This is a genomic window from Micromonospora marincola, assembly GCF_056150385.1.
Genome location: NZ_JAXCFT010000002.1, coordinates 46,317 through 64,501, shown reverse-complemented (window position 1 = coordinate 64,501; position 18,185 = coordinate 46,317). Strand labels below are relative to the sequence as shown.

General features: G+C 70.7%; 12 protein-coding genes. 7 read left to right on the top strand and 5 right to left on the bottom strand.

The window, feature by feature from the left end; all coding sequences use genetic code 11:
• Positions 1 to 65: 65 nt before the first annotated feature.
• The gene (locus SM450_RS04675) at positions 66 to 230 is read right to left on the bottom strand and encodes a hypothetical protein (RefSeq protein WP_474618427.1); all 165 of its coding nucleotides are present in this window, start codon (positions 228 to 230) and stop codon (positions 66 to 68) included.
• A gap of 228 nt (positions 231 to 458) precedes the next feature.
• Between SM450_RS04675 and SM450_RS04670 the strand changes: the two genes are divergently transcribed.
• Positions 459 to 839: a hypothetical protein gene (locus SM450_RS04670; protein WP_474618426.1), complete on the top strand. Its 381-nt coding sequence runs from the start codon at positions 459 to 461 to the stop codon at positions 837 to 839.
• Positions 840 to 1,085: 246 nt separating this feature from the next.
• Positions 1,086 to 3,050: a tetratricopeptide repeat protein gene (locus tag SM450_RS04665; protein ID WP_474618425.1), complete on the top strand. Its 1,965-nt coding sequence runs from the start codon at positions 1,086 to 1,088 to the stop codon at positions 3,048 to 3,050.
• A 325-nt stretch (positions 3,051 to 3,375) separates the two neighbouring features.
• Here the strand turns inward: SM450_RS04665 and SM450_RS04660 are convergent, their stop codons facing one another.
• On the bottom strand, positions 3,376 to 4,521 hold the full coding sequence (locus SM450_RS04660; protein ID WP_474618424.1) for a hypothetical protein: 1,146 nt from the start codon (positions 4,519 to 4,521) through the stop codon (positions 3,376 to 3,378).
• Positions 4,522 to 4,816: 295 nt separating this feature from the next.
• Between SM450_RS04660 and SM450_RS04655 the strand changes: the two genes are divergently transcribed.
• Positions 4,817 to 7,711 carry an AfsR/SARP family transcriptional regulator gene (locus SM450_RS04655; protein WP_474618423.1) on the top strand — a complete coding sequence of 965 codons (2,895 nt, stop codon included), beginning with the start codon at positions 4,817 to 4,819 and terminating at the stop codon, positions 7,709 to 7,711.
• Between the two features lie 14 nt (positions 7,712 to 7,725).
• On the opposite strand, the gene SM450_RS04650 is transcribed toward SM450_RS04655, so the two are convergent.
• The 3 genes from SM450_RS04650 to SM450_RS04640 all read right to left on the bottom strand — a co-directional run bounded on the left by SM450_RS04650 (position 7,726) and on the right by SM450_RS04640 (position 10,551).
• Positions 7,726 to 9,216, bottom strand: a complete 1,491-nt coding sequence (locus SM450_RS04650; RefSeq protein ID WP_474618422.1) for a CoA-acylating methylmalonate-semialdehyde dehydrogenase — start codon at positions 9,214 to 9,216, stop codon at positions 7,726 to 7,728.
• A gap of 88 nt (positions 9,217 to 9,304) precedes the next feature.
• On the bottom strand, positions 9,305 to 9,766 hold the full coding sequence (locus SM450_RS04645) for a dimethylsulfonioproprionate lyase family protein (RefSeq protein WP_474618421.1): 462 nt from the start codon (positions 9,764 to 9,766) through the stop codon (positions 9,305 to 9,307).
• The gene (locus tag SM450_RS04640; protein WP_474618420.1) at positions 9,763 to 10,551 is read right to left on the bottom strand and encodes a cupin domain-containing protein; all 789 of its coding nucleotides are present in this window, start codon (positions 10,549 to 10,551) and stop codon (positions 9,763 to 9,765) included. The genes SM450_RS04645 and SM450_RS04640 overlap by 4 nt, the downstream gene beginning before the upstream one ends.
• Positions 10,552 to 10,700: 149 nt before the next feature.
• Here SM450_RS04640 and hydA point away from each other — a divergent pair, with 149 nt between their 5' ends.
• The 4 genes from hydA (at position 10,701) to SM450_RS04620 (ending at position 18,160) form a co-directional block, all read left to right on the top strand.
• Positions 10,701 to 12,212, top strand: coding sequence for a dihydropyrimidinase (gene hydA, locus SM450_RS04635; RefSeq protein ID WP_474618419.1), 1,512 nt, complete (start codon positions 10,701 to 10,703; stop codon positions 12,210 to 12,212).
• Positions 12,213 to 12,370: 158 nt separating this feature from the next.
• On the top strand, positions 12,371 to 13,984 hold the full coding sequence (locus tag SM450_RS04630; RefSeq protein WP_474618418.1) for an ABC transporter substrate-binding protein: 1,614 nt from the start codon (positions 12,371 to 12,373) through the stop codon (positions 13,982 to 13,984).
• Between the two features lie 106 nt (positions 13,985 to 14,090).
• On the top strand, positions 14,091 to 16,151 hold the full coding sequence (locus tag SM450_RS04625) for a hydantoinase/oxoprolinase family protein (RefSeq protein ID WP_474618417.1): 2,061 nt from the start codon (positions 14,091 to 14,093) through the stop codon (positions 16,149 to 16,151).
• The gene (locus SM450_RS04620; protein WP_474618416.1) at positions 16,148 to 18,160 is read left to right on the top strand and encodes a hydantoinase B/oxoprolinase family protein; all 2,013 of its coding nucleotides are present in this window, start codon (positions 16,148 to 16,150) and stop codon (positions 18,158 to 18,160) included. The genes SM450_RS04625 and SM450_RS04620 overlap by 4 nt, the downstream gene beginning before the upstream one ends.
• The last annotated feature ends 25 nt before the right edge of the window (positions 18,161 to 18,185 follow it).

The following is an 18,185-nucleotide window of genomic DNA, read 5'->3' as shown; positions in this document are numbered from 1 at the left end:
GCGCCGCCGACCAGGGGCCGGCGGCGCGCGCGTTACCGGTGGACGAGCCGTGCGTTAGGTGATCGTCAGGCCACCCACTTCACCCACTGGGTCCACATCGCGGCGTCACCCCAACCCGTGACGCAGGAATCGATCATCGTAAGCGCGGAACCGGCGAGCGGTTCCAAGAGGTGGACGGGCAACAAGGGGGCGATGTCGACGGCGCCCTGAAGCCAGCTGATCATGAGCATGAGGCACGGTACCCACGGCCGATCTTGCGCGCGAGGAAATTTCGCATCCTGGGACGAATCCTTTATGTACCATTAAGGATGTCTTTAAATGACATGCGAGGCGGAGCCTTGACTCTGGCGATCTGTATCGATTGCGGAAGACCCTTGCCGGGTGCCTTCTGGCGTTAGGCTCGTCGGTAACGGCAATGCGAAGCGTCTATGTGATTCGTGGTCCGTGGGAGGCCGTGCATGGAGGATCAGATCGTCCTTGCTGTCGCGACCGCACTGGCGACCAAGGGCGCGGAGGCGCTCGGTGTCGGTGCCCGGAGCGCGATCGGTTCGCTGTTCAGTCTGGTCCGCGGCCGATTCGGGGCGGGGACGCGGGAGTCGGCGGTGCTCGACGCCGCGGTCGCACATCCGCAGGAGCGTTGGCGGCATGCCGCGCTCGCCTCGGCTCTGGCAGACGTGATGGCGCAGGACCCCGCCTTCACCGCTGCTCTCGACAACGAATGGCGCAGGCTGGCCGGGGCGGGCGTCGTCACCGTTCAGGGCCAGGTGGTCAACCACTTCAGCGGGACGGCAGGCAACGTCGTGCAGGCGCGCGACGTGCAGGGGGACATCATCTTCTAGGTCCGACCGGGTCGGAGTTGCGGCGGGCGGGTTGGGGCGCGGCGATTGGGAACGGATTCCTGCGGAACCGAGCGAACGGTGCCGTCCGGCACGTCGAACGAGCAGTCCGGGAACGTGTCCGGATTGAGCGTCCAGGCCGGTGTCATCCACGGCGGTGTGCATTTCGGTGGCGCTCGCGTCGACCGTTCCCCGATCCCCCGGCAGCTACCGGCGCCGTCGCCGAACTTCACCAACAGAACGAGCGAGATGTCCGCGCTGGACGGGTATCTCGCCGAGCGGGGAAACCTCGTCGCCGTTCTGTTCGGGCCGGGCGGCGTGGGAAAGTCGGCTCTGGCGAGGCAGTGGGCGCACGGCAGGATGGACCGTTTCGCGGACGGGCAGCTCTATGCGGACCTGCGGGGGTTCAGCGGCGCCGAGCCCCTGGACCCGGGCGTGGCGCTCGCCGCCTTCCTCCGCGCCCTGGGGGTGGCCCCGGACCGGATTCCCCCGCACCTGGCCGAACAGGTCACCCTCTACCGCACGGTGACCGCGAACAGTTCCCTGCTTGTGGTCCTCGACGACGCGTACTCGGCAGCTCAGGTCAGAACGCTGCTACCGGCGTCGGCGTCGGCGGTGGTCGTGGTGACCAGCCGCCGGCGACTGACCGGGTTGCTGCCCGACGGCGCACGCCTGGTCGAGGTGGGTCCGTTGCCGGCTCCGGAAGCGGTGGAGTTGTTGGGGCGGGCCGTCAGCCGGGAGCGGATTCTCCGCGAGTCCGCGCCGGCCGAGGAGTTGGCGCGAATCTGCGGCGGTCTGCCCATCGCGCTCGTCGTGGCGGCGGCGCGGCTGGCCTCACGTCCCAAGTTGACGGTTCGTCGGATGGTCGCCGAGCTGGCCGACGAGGCGCAGCGGCTGACCCGGCTCTCGGTGGTGGACGGTTTGTCGATCAGGACGACGTTCCAGTTCTCGTACCAGGCCCTGGCGCCGGAGGCGTCGACGCTGTACCGGAGGCTGGCCCTGCACCCGGGGCCGGAGTTCGGGATGGAGCTGATCGCGGCGGTGGCCGGAGCGGGTGGGGCCGGCGCGGCCCGGGCGGGCATCCTGGTGGGGGAGCTGCTGGACGCGAACCTGCTGGAGGAGGTGGCCGAGGATCGCTTCCGCTACCACGACCTGCTCCGGCTGTACGCGCGTGAGATGTCGGAGCAGGAAGACCCGCCCGACGCCCGACAGGCGGCGGTGCGCACGATGCTGGAGTTCTACCTCGCCGCCGCCGGTCGGGCGGACCTCGTGGTGACCCCCTACCGACGGCGGCTGCCGTACGCCTGCCAACAGGCGTTGGACGGGCCACCCGAGTTCTCCGACCGGGCTGCGGCCCTCGGCTGGTTGGATCGGGAGCGGAGCAACCTGCTGGAGGCCGGCCGGGTCGCCTTCGACCTGGGCCTGCACGAGCTGGCCTGGCACCTCAGCGACGTGGCCTGGCCACTGCTCCTCTACTTCAAGGGCTACCAGGACCGGCTGGAGATCGACGAGCGTGGTGTGCGGGCCGCCCAGGCCTGGGGCAACGTGTGGGCCGAGGCGGTCATGCTCAAACGGCTGGGTCGGGCGCACAGCCGCCTCGGCGCCCACGAGGCGGCCGAGCGACATGGTCGGGCGGCGGTCGACAGGTATCGGCAGGTGGGCGACGCCCAGGGCGTCATCGACGCCGAGGAGGGGTTGGCCACCCTCTATGCCGATACCGGCCGGGAGGAACTGGCGGCGGAGGCGTACACCCGGGTCCTCGCCGGCAGGCGGACCCTGCCGAACGTCCGGAGTGTGGGCCTGTCCTGTCTCAACCTGGGCATGCTCCGGACCCGGACCGGCCGGCCGGCCGAGGCGCTACCGCTGTTGGTGGAGGCCGGGCAGATCTTCGCCGAGCTGTCCGAGGTCGACCCCTACAACGCCGCCCGGGTGCTGATCGGCCTGGCCGATGCCCACCTCGGCACCGACGACCTGGACGCCGCCGAGGAGTCGGCAACCGAGGCGGTACGCCGGATGGCCGAACTCGGAGCCGACAGCGAACGGGCAGAGGCGCTGTTCCTGCTCGGCCGCATCGCCCGCCGGCGCGGCGACGACGAGACCGCACGACGGCACTATCGGGAGGCCGCCGCCGTCTTCGCCGCACTCGCCGCGCCCCGGCTGCCCGACGTGCTCCGTCGGCTGGACGAGCTGGGCGGCGACGCGGACGAGCGATAGCACGTCCCCGTTGGCGCGCCGGCGGTACAGGGTGCCGGTGACCCACCGACCGTGGAGCAGTCGAGCCGCAACGGTGAGCAGCCCGATCGTCAGCCGACCGGGTGCGGCCAACCGGCCGAGGCGAAGTGGCGGGCCGCCGCGTACCCCGACGGCGACCTCCTCCGCCGGGGTGCCGACGACTGCGAGGGCCAGCCCGGGATACGCCGTCAGCAGGCCCGCGCCGATTTCGGCCGGGTCGCCGTCGTTGACGATGGTCACGACGACGTCGGCCAATCGGACCGGGCGCGGTGCCTGTCCGCAGGCCGACAGCGCGACGACGACGGGCTCAGCCGGCGAGGTCATGCCGGACCTCCCGACGGCTGAGGCCGGGCACCGGCACGGGGCCCGACTGCCGGTGCCGGCCGGGCTCGGTCAGCCGGAGCAGGCGGTACATGGTGCGTCGCAACAACACGCCGGCCTCCCCTGGACGGCTGGTCAGCGCGGCCATCACCGCCTGTCTGTCGACTCCGGTGGGGTGGGAGAGCTGGGGCGGGAGCGGTAGGCGTGGATCCAGGCGGTTGGCGTTCGCGGCCAGCAGGTGCTGGGGCGTGCCGGCGGCGGGCACCGACCGCAGCGCGGGTAGCAGCAGGGTCGGGCGTCCGATGGCGGCGGCGTACGCGGTGACGGAGCCGTGGTCACCGATGACGTGGTCGGCGGCGACCACCGGGCCGCACCAGTCCTCGGTCGGGTCGGGCAGCAGCAGTCCGACGTCAAGGCAGTCCCGCAGCCAGGCGCGGATCTGGCGGTGTCCGTGCGCGTCCCAGACCGCCGGGTGCAGCAGCGCGGCGATCCGGTACCGGCCCGCCGGAAGCTGCGTCATCAACTGCGGCAGCAGGTCGGGCCACCGTCCGAAGACGCCGTCCCGGCCCCAGGTGGAGGAGACCACGACGAGTTCCTGCCGCTCGCCCAACCCCAGGCCCCGCCGGTAGTCCCGCCGCCGGGGGAGGCTGGCGACGAGCCGATCGGCGCAGGGGTCGCCGACCACCACGGCGGCCTCGACCGCCTCCGGACACTGCCGGCGCAGCACCTCCAACTCGTGATCGTGGGAGAGGGCGAGGGCCGTCGGGAGAACCCGCCCGCCATGGGTCAGTCGCTGCGCGTCGAGGCCGTACACCGGCGGGTCCGCGAGCACCGGTCCGCCGTACGGCCCGGGGCGCACCCGTTTGCCGTGCCCTGCCCCGTGTGCCATCAGGAGCAGGGGCGCGTGCACCTGGTGGAGTCCGCCGTGGGCGGCGGCGAGACCCAGGTCGAACCGTTCCCGGACGGCCTGGTGCCAGGGGAGGACGAGCGCGCCCAGCCGGTCGAGGAACCGCTTCACCTGGTGGTTGAAGACATCCGGCGCCACCGTGAAGACCAGTTGCACCCTCGGGTCGCTCTCGACGTACTCGATCACGTCCAGGAGCCGCCGGCAGCTCGCGATGGTGTGCGCCACGACGAGCACCGTCCGGCAGCCTGACCGGCTTGCCCAGTGGTGGGCGTCGATGCCAACGGGGGTGGATGACCATTCCGGTGACGTCATTGATGTCCCTCCAGCATTGAATGTCGGCGGGATTCAGCGTCGAGGGGCCGGTTGCGGATCAGCTTGCCGGTTGCCTTGCAGCGGGCTTGCAGAGGGCTGGGAAGTGGGATGTCTGATTTTTGATTCCGTGGAGAAAGGTTTGAAGCGCTTGACCGCTGGAACGAGAATAAAATAGGCACGTGTCGATCAAGAATGGGGGGCGGAGCTGATGGAGTTCGCGATTCTGGGTCCCACGAAGCTTACGGTCGAGGGGCGGTCGATCCCGCTGGGTACGGCAAAGCAGCGCGGCCTACTCGCCGTCCTTCTCTATCACGCCGACAATCCGGTACGGGTCGAGACGATCGTGGAATTTCTGTGGCAGGACTCGGCTGTCGATGCTCGCCGCCCGCTGCTCTACACACTTGCCAGTCGTCTGCGGGCCGCCCTGAGGGCGGTCGACCTGCAGGATGCCCTGGTGCGGGTGCCCGGTACCGGCGCCTACCGGCTGGCCGTCGATCCTGATCTGGTCGATTACCACCGCTTCCTGCGGTTGACCGCCGAGGCGCGGCAGGCGGTCGACCGGGATCAGCACGACAGGTGCGTCGCCCTGCTCACCAGAGCGGACGAGATGTGGCGGGGCGATCCGCTCGCGGACCTGCGCGGGGCGCGGTGCGAACACCTTCGGCGGGATATGCGCGAAAGGCAATTCGGCGCGGCGAAAATGCTGGCGGAAAGCGAGTTGACTACCGGCCAGCACAACCGGGTGCTGGCCCGGCTGGAACCGTTGCTGATCGATAACCCACTCGACGAGGGCTTGGCGAGATTGTGGATCACCGCACTGCACGCGGCCGGTCGCACCTACGACGCGCGGGACTTCCTCGCTGCCTATCGCCGCCGCTACCGCCGTGCGATGCGGACCGATCCGGTGCTCGACATCGCGGATCTCCCGCCCACCGCGTCCGCCCGGAACCACCTCGCCGCCGAGGACGCGGCGGTGCCGGTGCCCCGGCAGTTGCCGAACGACGTACCCGACTACACCGGGCACAGCGGGCTACTTGACGAACTGGACGCCCTCGCCGCCGGCGAGGGCACCTCGAAGGTGGTGGTGTTGACCGGGATGCCCGGGGTGGGCAAGACCACCCTCGCCGGGCACTGGGGGCATCGCCGGCAGGGGTGGTTCCCCGACGGGCAGCTCTACCTCAACGCGGAGGCACACGGCCCGGTGCTCCCCGTCGGCGCACAGGAAGCGCTGCACCGCTTCCTCGTCGCCCTCGGTGTGCCGGCGGATCGGGTGCCCGCCGACGCCCATCGGCGCGTCGAGCTGTACCACCGTCTGATGGACGGGCGGAGGATGCTCGTCGTGCTTGACAACGTCGTCGACTCCGACCAGGCACAGCAGCTCCTGCCCCGCTCCGACACCAGCCTCACGGTGGTGATCAGCCGCAATCGGCTCCGCGGGTTGAGTGTTCGGCACGGCATCCGCAGCCTCACCGTCGCACCGCTGTCGCACCCCGAACGACATCACATGCTCGGCCGCATCATCGGATCCGGACGCACCGACGCCGAGCCCGCGGCACTGGAGACGCTGGCCTGGCTGTCGGGCGGGCTGCCGCTCGCGTTGCGGGTCATCGGTGAGCACGTGGTCTCCCGGCCCCAGGCGCGGCTCGGCGACCTGGCCGACGAACTCGCCGGCCGGCTGCTCGACATCGAGGGCGACGACACCGACGAGATGACCCTCCGGACCGTCTTCGCCTGGTCGGTAAACGCGCTCGCGCCGATGCCGGCCCGGCTCTTCCTGAGCCTCGGTCTCTTTCCGGGCGGCACCATCGGAGCCGAGGCCGCGGCGGCGATGCTGGCGGTGGACGTCGCCGTCGCCGAACGGGTCCTCGACCGACTCGCCCGCGCCCACCTGGTCAGCCACGACACCGTCCGCCGGTATCGGATGCATGACCTGCTGCGCCGGTACGCCGCCGACCGGGCCCGGGCGGAGGAGCCCGCCGAGCAGCGACGCGCGGCACTGCGCCGGCTGTTGGACTGGTATCTGCTCACCGCGGTCAACGCCGTCACCGCCCTGGAGCCGGACCGCACACCCGTGCCCGACCTGCCCGAACCGGGCGCGGTGACACCGATGACCTTCACCTCGGACGGCGCCGCCCTGCGCTGGTGCGAGACGGAACGGACAAACGTGCTGACCCTGGTCCGCAGCGCGGCGGCGGAGGGTTTCCACAGGCACGTTTGGCAGACCGTCGACACGGTCCACGAGGTCTTCGACCGCTCCGGGAGCCAGGAGGACATGCGGGAGATGTTGCACATCGCCCTCGACGCCGCGACTGCCGACGGCCACCACCCGGGCCGGGTGGGCACCCTGGCGAACCTCGGGGCGACCTATTTCACCGCCCACGACTACCACCGCGCCGGCAGCCTGTTCGCCGAGGCTCTGCGTCTCGCCGAGGAGAACGGCTTCGCCGAGTTGCAGACGGTCTGCCGGCACAATCTCGCCTCCGTGCACCTGCGGACCGGGGCGACCACCACCGCGATCGAGACCTTCGAGGAGGTCCTGACCGACTGTCGCGCGGCCGGGGACGCGACAGGTGAGGCGTACACGCTCTACCACCTCGGTGACGCCCACCGCCAGCTCGGACGGTACGACCAGGCCCGTCTCCTCTACCAGCAGGCACTCGCCATCTGGGACCGGATCGGCTCGCTTCGGGGCCGAAGCCTCAACCACGTTCGGCTCGCCGAGCTCAGCCTCGACACGGGCCAGCCCGAGACCGCGCTCGACCTCGGCCGCGCCGCTCTGGACCTGCACGACCGGGTCACCGACGACACGATCCGTTGCGACGCCCTCATCATCTCGGCGGAGGCCCAACTACGCCTGGGGCGGCACCGAGGCGTGCTGGCGGACGCGACCCTGGCCCGGGTGATCGGCGACGAACTGGCCGACCCGCTACGCCAGGCGCGCGCCCTCGCCGTGCTGGCGGAGGCCCTCCGTGCGGTCGGCGACCACGACAGCGCTCTCCGCCGGGGCCGGGAAGCCCTCGACCTGCTCGACGACACCGACGACCCGCAGCGACAGGCCATTCGGGAGCGGATCTCCGCGTACCACGTCCACCAGGATCGGTGACGGCGCTGGCCGACTCAGGTGGCGGTGGGGAAGTGGAAGTCCGAGCGGAACGTCTCGGTGCCGCCCGGCCACCGGCTGGTGACGACCTTGCCCCGGGTGTAGAACGCCACCCCCTCCGGGCCGTGGATGTGCGTGTCGCCGAAGAGTGACGCCTTCCAGCCGCCGAAGGAGTGGTAGGCCATCGGCACCGGCAGCGGAACGTTGACACCGATCATGCCGACCGTGACACTCCGGACGAAGCGGCGGGCCGCCGCACCGCCGGAGGTGAACAGCGCGGTGCCGTTGCCGAACGGGTTCGCGTTGATGATCGCCACGGCCTCGTCCAGGCTCTGCGCCCGCAGCACCACCAGGACCGGTCCGAAGATCTCCTGCTGGTACGCCGACATCTGCGGGGTCACCCGGTCCAGCAGGCACGGGCCGACGAAGTATCCCTCGTCGTGCCCGTCCACCCGCAGCGCGCGGCCGTCGACGACGACCGTCGCCCCCGCCCGCTGCGCCTCGTCGACGCTGCTGATGACCCGCTCGCGAGCCTCGGCGGTGACCACCGGTCCCATCTGGGCGGACTCCTGGTCGCCGGGGCCCACCACGATTGTCGAAGCCTCCTTGTCCAGCAGCTCGACCAGCTCGTCGCCGGCCGAGCCGACCGCCACGACCGCCGAGATCGCCATGCACCGCTGCCCGGCCGAGCCGTACGCCGCCGAGGTGATCTGCCGCGCCGCGTCGGCCAGGTCGGCGTCGGGCAGCACCACGGCGTGGTTCTTCGCCCCGCCGAGGGCCTGGACCCGCTTGCCGGAGGTGGCGGCGCGCTCGTGCACGTACCTGGCGATCGGGGTGGAGCCGACGAACGACACCGCCGCCACGTCCGGGTGGTCGAGCAGCGCGTCGACCGCCGCCTTGCCGCCGTGCACCACGTTGAAGACCCCGTCGGGCAGGCCGGCGTCGGCGTAGAGCTGCGCGACCAGGTTGGCGGCCGACGGGTCGCGTTCGCTGGGCTTGAGCACGAAGGTGTTGCCGCAGGCGATGGCGATCGGGTGCATCCACATCGGCACCATCACCGGGAAGTTGAACGGGGTGATGCCGGCGCAGACCCCGAGCGGGGCGCGCAGCGAGTACGAGTCCACGCCTGTGGAGACCTGGTCGGAGTAGGCCCCCTTGACCAGTTGTGGGATGCCGCAGGCGAACTCGATGACCTCCCGGCCCCGGATCACCTCGCCCCGGGCGTCCTCGACGGTCTTGCCGTGTTCGGCGGTGACCAGCCGGGCCAGCTCGTCCTCGTGCCGCTCCACCAGGTCCCGCATCCGGAACAGGACCTTGGTCCGCCGGGACAGCGACATCTCGCTCCACGACTCGAAGGCCCGTACCGCCGCCGCGACGGCCAGGTCGACCTCGGCCTGCCCGCCGACCGCGACCCGGGCCTGGGGCTGCCCGGTGGCGGGCTGGTTCACGGTGGCGTAGTCGGTGCCGGTGACGGGCGCCCCGGCGATCCAGTGCTCGATGCTGCGCACCGTAGTTCCCTTCGTCAGCCGACGCGCCGAGCGTCGCCGGATCCGTTCCTGCGATTGGCCTGATCCGTGCCGGGTCCGTCCGCGGCGGCTACAGCCACCGGGTGCCGATCCCGCTCAGGTCCGGGGTGCTGAAGGAGTAGAGAAGCTCCATGTCGTGCCCGCCGCCGGTGGAGATGGCGTGGGCGACACCGGCGGGGATGTACATCGCGGTGCCCGTGCCCGCCTCGAACTCCTGGTCGGCCACCCGGAACAGCGCGGTGCCGGACAGCACGTAGTAGAACTCGGCCGAGTCGGCGTGCAGGTGCGGCGGGTGGGTCATCCCGGGCTCCATGCGGTAGATCCCGGTGAGGAACTCGCACTCCGGGTCGCCGGTGAGCTGCCTGTCGACGAGGCGGTGCACAAGCCCTTCGTCGTCGGCGTTGTGGTTGAGGCTGGAGATCAGCTCGTAGGCCAGCTCGTCGCGGTGCACGACGAACGCCGGGCGTGCGATGCCGGCCCCGGCCCCGGCGTCGGCGGCGATCCGGCGGCCGTGGCCGGGCAGCGCCGTCACCGCTCGGCGTCCACGCTCGTCGCCCCGAGCGGGATCTGTGGGCTGGTCAGCGGGCCGTGGTGCTTGGACAGGCAGATGGCCTCCCAGCCGGTGACCACGCCGTGGATGACGCCCGGTTCCCAGCACAGGTACTCCCCGGTGCGGTAGACGTGCTCCGGGTCGGTGGCGCACCAGCCGCCGAGGAAGAAGATCTCCTCGGTGCTGTGGTGGAACTCCAGCGCGGTCTTGGCGAAGTTGCGCGGCAGGACGAACAGGATGGTGTCCTTGCCGGTTTCCTCGACCTTGCGCAACCTGATGCACTGGGTGGGGACCTCGAGGTCACCATGGCTGCTGGTGTCGGTCACTCCCGCGAACGCCTCCTGGACGGGCAGCCAGTTGGTCGGGTCGAACAGGTCGACGGTCTCACCGAGCGGTTTCGACGGCGGGGGCCGTTCGTCCGTGCGGACCTCGAACGGCGAGTCCGTCCAGAAGATCAAGGTGGCGCCTTCGGCCGAGGAGACCGGGCCGATCTCGGTGCCGGAGGGCAGGAAGAGGTAGTGCCCGCGCCGGCACTGGCGCCCGGCGATGCTCAGGTCGCCGTCGCGGACCAGGAGTTCGATGTCGGCGCCGTTCCAGTGCTCGGGCATCTGCCAGCCGGGCGGGACGTCGACGACGAGCGTCTGCGCGCCGGTCTCGGGGTCGGCGTTGATCTGCCGCACGAGTAGTCCGAAGGGCAGGTCCGGTGCCCGCCACACCCGCTGGGGTACCTGCTCGATGACGACCCGTCGCTTGCCGGAATGAGTCACGGCGACCTCCTTCAGGTTGCGCCAGATTGTATGTAATCTGACGGTGCCCGTCTAGGGCGTCGTGGGAGAAGGTGGGATTGAGCAGCTAACTTCGCCACTTCCGATGATCGTGGCGGAGTGTTCTGTATGCAAGAGGATGTTTGGCGGGGATGGCGACGGGGCCCGCCGGCCTCGGGAGGGAGTCGGGTCGACTCCTTGTGCCACCCCGGCAAGTTGTATACGGTCCACTGCCTAGCCTGCCTGTCACTCGCGTTTCCTCATCTGCACCGAACGGGGAAGAGATGCCGCGAAGGTTCGGTCTCGTCGGAGGCACGGTGGTCACCGAAGACGGCGTCCACCGCGCTGACCTGCTTGTGGACTCGGGGCGCATCGAGAGTGTCGGCCGGCTTCCCGCATCGGCGGACATCGAGACGGTAGACGTCCGAGGGAAGATCGTCATCCCCGGTGGCGTCGATGTGCATACACATATGGATACGCCGTTCATGGGGACGATCACCTCCGACGACCACGCCTCGGCCAGTCGGGCCGCCGCCGTGGGCGGCACCACGACGTACGTCGACTACGCCTTCCAGCGCGCCGGCGAGCGCCTGCCGGAGGTGCTGGCCCGGTGGGCCGGACGGGCCGGCGGTAGGTCCGCCATCGACTTCAGCTTCCACCTGGCAGTCACCTCGCCCTACCCGGACCTGGTGGCGGACATGGCGCTCGCGGTCGCCGACGGCGTGACCAGCTTCAAGGTGTTCATGGCCTACAAGGGCCTGGCCATGCTCGACGACGGGCAGCTCTTCTCCATCCTGACCGAGTCGTCCCGCCTCGGCGCCACGCTCTGCGTGCACGCCGAGAACGGCCACGTCATCGACGTCCTCGCCGAGCGGCTGGTCCGGGCCGGCCGCACCGGACCGCTTGCGCACCTGCTGTCGCGGCCACCCCAGACCGAGGTGGAGGCGGTGCGGCGCGGGATCATGCTCGCCGACCTGGCCGACGCCCCGCTGTACTTCGTGCACCTGTCCACCGCGGGCGCGGTCGCCGCCGTGGCCGAGGCCCAGCGGGCGGGCCGGCCGATCGCGGGCGAGACCTGCACCCACTACCTCCTGCTCGACGCCGACCTCTACCACCAGCCCGGGTTCGAGGCGGCCAAGTACGTCGTCAGCCCGCCGCTGCGTACCGCCGAGCACCGGGAGGCGCTCTGGCAGGGGCTGCGGGCGGGCACCCTCGGGGTGGTCAGCTCGGACCACTGCCCGTTCTGCATGGCCGGGCAGAAGAGCCTGGGAGCCGAGGACTTCCGCCGGATCCCCAACGGGGCGCCGGGCATCGAACACCGGCTTCCGCTGCTCTACGGCCACGGCGTACGCCCCGGGCGGCTGAGCCTGTCGCGCTTCGTCGAGGTGGCCTGCACCGAGCCGGCCCGCCGGTTCGGGCTGTATCCGACCAAGGGGGTGATCAGGCGGGGCGCCGACGCCGACCTGGTCGTGCTCGACCCGGAGGCGGCCTCGGTGGTGCTGGCCCAGACGATGACGCAGAACTGTGACTACACCCCGTTCGAGCGGTGGCACGTGCCCGGCCGGGTCGAGGCGGTCTACCTGCGGGGCGAGCTGATCGCCCGTCGTGGGCGATTCGTCGGTCGGCAGGACGCCGGTCGGTTCCTGGCCCGTCGCCCGGCGTGAGCATCGGCGTGAGCGTCGGTGCGGTCAGCTCCGGGGATCTGGCTGGTCGGAGCCTTGACAGGGGCCAACTTGTATACAAGCATCGCTCGTGTTATCCGCTTTACCAGGTTCGTTGCACTAGACATATTCAAGCTTGCACACAATGTGGAGGTGTCGGCATGGGAATTCGTTCCGTGCGGGTGCGGGCCGTGGCAGTGCTCGCCGTGGCGAGCCTGGCTCTCGCGGCCTGCGGCGCCGACGATGCGGAAAAGTCTGACGCCGGCACCAGCCAGGCGCTCACCATCGCCGCGCCCGGAGTCCTGTCGAGTCTCGACTCCGAGCGCTACCAGGGTTTCATCTCGATCGACCTGCTCCCCAACACCGCCGGGACCCTGGTGCGCTTCAAGAAGCCCGAGGCCGGCGCGACGAAACTCCAGACGCCGGACCAGATCGAGGCCGAACTCGCCGAGTCCTGGAAGCTCGACGACGGCGGCAAGAAGATGTCGTTCACGCTGCGCGAGGCCAAGAGCCAGTTCGGCAACCCGATCACCTCCAACGACGTGAAGTGGTCGGTCGACCGCATGGTCAACAGCACCGGCGTACCGATCGCCAAGATCCTGATGGGCATCGGCGGTTGGGACACCGCCAACCCGATCACCGTCACCGACGACAAGAACTTCACGATCAACGTCGCCAAGCCCAACGCGGTGAGCGTGTCGATCCTGAGCACCTTCTTCATGACCATCTACGACTCGGTGGAGGCCAAGAAGCACGCCACCGCCGACGACCCGTACGCCTACAAGTGGCTGGGGGAGAACACCGCCACCTTCGGGGCGTACCAGGTGCGCTCGTTCGACCCGGGCAAGGAGGTCCGGCTCACCGCCAACGAGAACTACTTCCGGGGCAAGCCCAAGGTCACCGACGTGGTGGTCCGCGCCGTCGCCGACACCTCCAACCGGCTCCAGTTGGCCCAGAGCGGGCAGGTCGACATCGCCACCGCGATGACCTTCGACCAGCTCTCCTCGCTTGAGGAGAGCGACCAGGCCCGGCTGGAGCGGGTGCTCTACCCCAACATCGACGTGCTTGTGCCCAACCTCAAGGCCGAGCCCTTCGACGACAAGCGGGTCCGTGAGGCCATCTCCTACGCCGTCGACCGCAAGGCGATCGTCGACTCCGCGTACCAGGGCTACGCGACGCCCTCGAACGACTTCATCCACGACGACTTCGGCGCCCCGGCGGCCAGCCAGCCCTTCGCCCAGAACCTCGACCGGGCCAAGCAACTGCTGGCCGAGGCCGGCCTGCCCAACGGCTTCCCGATGGAGCTGGCCTACAACGCGGCGAACGTCGGGGCGCACAGCGAGCAGGTCGCCGTCCTGCTGCGCTCGCAACTGGCCAAGGTCGGCATCGAGGTCAAGCTCAACAACGTCGCCTCCGGCGCGGACTTCGACACCGCCAAGCGTGAGGGCAAGCTCCAGAGCTGGCTGGCCACCAGCACCCCGCTGGTGCCCGACCCCGCCTACTACCTGCAGGTCTTCTACTCCACGGGTGGGCTGACCAACCTGCAGAACTACAGCTCGCCGACCGTCGACGACCTCTCCCGGAAGATCCTGGAGACCCAGCCGGGGCCCGACCGGGATGCGTTGATCAAGCAGGTCAACGACTTCCTGGTGGGTGACATGCCGGCCATCCCGCTTGTCGACTCCCAGAAGTACTACATCTTCAAGAAGGGCGTGACCGGGTTCGTCAGCTATTCCCAGGGCCACGTCAACTACTACGACATCAGCGTCTCCTGACCCCGCCGGCGCGGTGACCCCCCGGCCCGGTCGGCACCCCCGGGCCGGGGACCACGCCGCGACGACGGAGAGAACGGCAAGCCGAGAGAAAGCAGGATGTGCACTGATGTACCGCCTAGGAGTCGATGTCGGTGGCACGTTCACGGACGTTCTTCTGATCGAGGAGGCGACCGGGAAGACCCGCCGCACCAAGGTGCCCTCGACGCCTCAGGACCAGTCGGTCGGCGTCATCGAGGGCGTCACCCGGGTCCTTGCGGACGCCCGGGCACGCGCGGCGGACATCCGCCAGTTCCTGCACGGCACGACGGTGGCCACAAACGCCGTCCTGGAACGCCGGGGCGCCCGGGTGGGCCTGGTGGTGACCGTCGGCTACCGGCAGGTCCTGCACATCGCCCGCTCGTTCGTCCCCGGTGGCCTGGGCGGCTGGATCGTCTGGGACCGGCCGGCCGAGCTGGTCGCGCTGGAGGACGTCCGCGAGGTCCGGGGCCGCATCGACGCCCGGGGCGAACAGGTCGAGCCCCTCGACGAGGCGGCCGTGCGGGCCGCCGTCCGCCAGCTTGTCGACCAGGGTGTGGACGCCCTCGCCATCGGCTTCGTCAACTCCTACGCCAACCCCGCCCACGAGCAGCGGGCCGCCGAGATCGCCGCCGCCGAGGCCCCCGGCGTGCCGGTCTCCACCTCCGCCGGGGTCCTGCCCGAACTCGGCGAGTACGAGCGGACCCTGACCACCGTCGCCAACGCCTACGTCCGCCCCGGCGTCAGCTCCTACCTGAGCAACCTCAGCGCGAAACTTGTCGCCGAGGGGCTTCTCGGCGAGCGCCGCGTGCTGCGCTCCGACGGCGGACTGATGACCTTCGAGCGGGCCGAGGACATCCCGGTCAGCCTGCTGATGAGCGGACCCGCCGGCGGGGTCGCCGCCGCCGTGGCCCTCGGCCCGGCCGCCGGCCACCCGGACCTGCTCACCCTGGACATGGGCGGCACCTCCACCGACGTGGCCCTGATCGAGAACGGCACCCCGGCCATCAGGCGCGAGACCACCGTGGCCGACCTCGCCGTCCGCGCCCCGTCGATCGACGTGCAGACCGTGGGCGCCGGCGGCGGCTCCATCGCCCACGTCCCCGAGCTGACCGGCGCGCTGCGGGTCGGCCCGGCCAGCGCGGGCGCCCTGCCCGGCCCGGCGACCTACGGACGCGGCGGCGAACTGCCGACCGTCACCGACGCCAACGTCGTGCTCGGCTACCTGCCGCACGCCCTGCTCGGCGGCGCCATGCCGCTGGACGTGGAGAAGGCCCGCACGGCGGTCGGCACCGTCGCGAGCCGGCTCGGGGTGTCGGTGGAGGCCGCCGCCGCCGCGATCATCGACATCGTCAACGAGAACATGCTCGGCGCGCTGCGGCTGGTCTCGGTGCAGCGCGGCTACGACCCCCGGCGCTTCGCGCTGTTCGGCTTCGGCGGCGCCGGCCCGCTGCACGTCAACGCCCTGGCCAAGCTCCTCGGCTCCTGGCCGGTGGTGATTCCGCAGTCGCCGGGCGTGCTCTGCGCCTACGGCGACGCCTCGACAGGCGTGCGGGCCGAGGCCAACAGGTCCCTGGTCCGCCCCCTCGACGACGTCGACGAGGGCCTGCTGCGGCGCGAGTTCACCGACCTGGCCGCCCAGATCGACACCGAGTTCGACCGGGCCGAGGTCCCCGACGACGCCCGGTCGGTGCGGTACGAGGCCGACGTGCGCTACCACGGCCAGGGCTTCGAGGTCTCCGTCGAGGTCGACGCGGGCCGGGGCACGGCCATGATCCCCGACCTGCGCAGCGGCTTCGACGAGGCCCACAAGCGCCTGTTCGGCTTCGCCCTGGACGAGCGGCACGAGATCGTCAACATCCGGGCCGTCGGGGTGTCGCACGCCGAACGGATCACCCCGGTCGAGATCGAATCCGGCGACCGCGACGCCGCGCAGGCGATCGTCGGCCGTCAGCAGGTCTACGTCGACGGCGGCTGGCAGGAGGCCGCCCTCTACGACCGCACCGCCCTGCGCGTCGGCAACGAGCTGGCCGGGCCGGCGATCGTGGTCGAGATGGATTCCACGAGCCTGGTCCTGCCGGGCTGTGTCGCGCGCGTCGACAGGCTGGGCAACCTGCTCATCCTGCCCGCCGAGCAGGGAGGGAACCGATGAGTGCGGTCATCGTCGAGACAGCACGCCCGGCGCGCGGCGTCGAGGTCGAGACCGCGGTGCTCGACATCGTCGAGAACGCCTTGCGTAACGCCCGTTTCGAGATGGACGCCGTGGTGCTGCGTACCGCGATGTCACCCGGCATCCGCGAGCAGCACGACGCCTTCCCGTTGATCGCCGACCGGCGCGGACGCATGGTCGCCGGACAGTTCGGCTCGTTCATCGACGGCTTCCTCTCCGGCTACGACGGCACGGTCGAGGAGGGCGACGTCTTCTTCACCTCCGATCCGTACGCCTGTGACGGCGCCATCAGTCACGCCAACGACTGGCTGGTGCTGCTGCCGATCTACTTCGAGAAGGCGCTTGTCGGCTGGGCGGCGATGTTCGGTCACATGAGCGACGTCGGCGGGAAGGTCCCCGGCAGCCTGCCCACCGACGCCGTGTCGATCCACGAGGAGGGCGTCATCGTCCCGCCGGTGAAGCTGTTCCGCGCCGGGACGCTCGACCAGCAGCTCCTGGACACCGTGCTCAACCAGGTGCGCCTGCCGAGCTGGAACCGGGCCGACCTGAACGCGGTCCTGGCCTCCTGCCGCACCGCCGAGACCCGGGTCCGTGAACTCTGCGAGCGCTTCGGCGCCGACACCTACCTGTCCACCCTGGAGCTGCTGCTGGAGCGCAACCGGCAGGCCATGGCGAAGCTGTTCCGCCAGGTCGTGCCCGAGCAGCCGGTCACCTTCGAGGACTTCGTCGACGACGACGGGCGCGGCGAGGGGCCGTTCCGCATCCGTTGCTCGCTGTGGCGCGAGGGCGACCGGGTGGTGCTCGACTTCGCCGGGACCAGCGAGCAGGCCGAGGGCTCGATCAACTTCCTGCTCAACGAGAACGTCCTGCGGATGTTCTTCGGGGTCTACACCATCATGGCCGTCGACCCGATGATCCTGTTCAACGACGGGTTCTACCCCCTGGTCGACGTCCGCATCCCCGAGGGCAGCCTGCTCAAGCCGCGGCGACCGGCGGCCATCTCCTGTCGTACCCATGCCCTGGGTCGGCTCTTCGACGTGCTCGCCGGGCTGCTCGGGCAGTGCCAGCCGGACTTCCTCGCCGCCGCCGGGTTCTCCTCCAGCCCGCACCTGATGTACTCCGGCCTGGATCGGCACGGCAAGTGGTTCCAGCTCTACCAGATCGGCTTCGGCGGGGTGCCCGCCCGACCGGTTGGCGACGGCTTCGACGGGCACTCCATGTGGCCCTCGTTCACGAACGTGCCGAACGAGTACCTGGAGGCCTACTACCCGCTGCGCATCGAGTCCTACGAGTCGGTCCCGGACTCCGGGGGCGCCGGTCGGCACCGGGGCGGCAACGGCATCCGGGTCGGCTACCGGTTCCTCGAACCGGGCGAGGTCTCGATCCATGACGACAGGTGGTTCACCAAACCCTGGGGCGTGCTCGGCGGCGAGCCCGGCGAACGCGGCACGAAGATCCTGGAACGCGCCGACGGCTCCCGGCAGGTGGTCCCGGCCAAGTGTGACCACGTCGCGGTCCGCCCCGGCGACCTGCTGCACTTCGTCACCTGGGGCGGTGGCGGCTGGGGCGATCCGCTCGAACGCGACCCCGAGCAGGTCCGCCACGACGCCGAGCGGGGCCTGGTCACCGTCGAGGGCGCCCGGCGCTACGGGGTGGTCCTGGCCGACGGCCGGGTCGACGCCGAGCGCACCCGGGCGCTGCGCGCGGAACTGGCCGCCGGCCGTGGGGACCTGCCCCGCTTCGACCGGGGCGGCACCCTGGAGGAACTGCGGGCGCGCTGCCTGACCGAGACCGGACTGGCCCCACCCCGGGAACCGGCCGGCCCCGGGGCGCGGCAGGAGTCGACGCCTCCCGGCCCGCGGGCCGGTGCGACGCCGGCCCGCCGCCGCGACGCCGGCGCCACCGACCGGCCGACCCGCGACAAGCGCCCGGCGCAGTCCCCGCTTGAGGCGCTCGTGCACCACATCGCCCGGCAGGTGACCGTGCGATGAGACCAACCCACTTCCGGACCGCCAC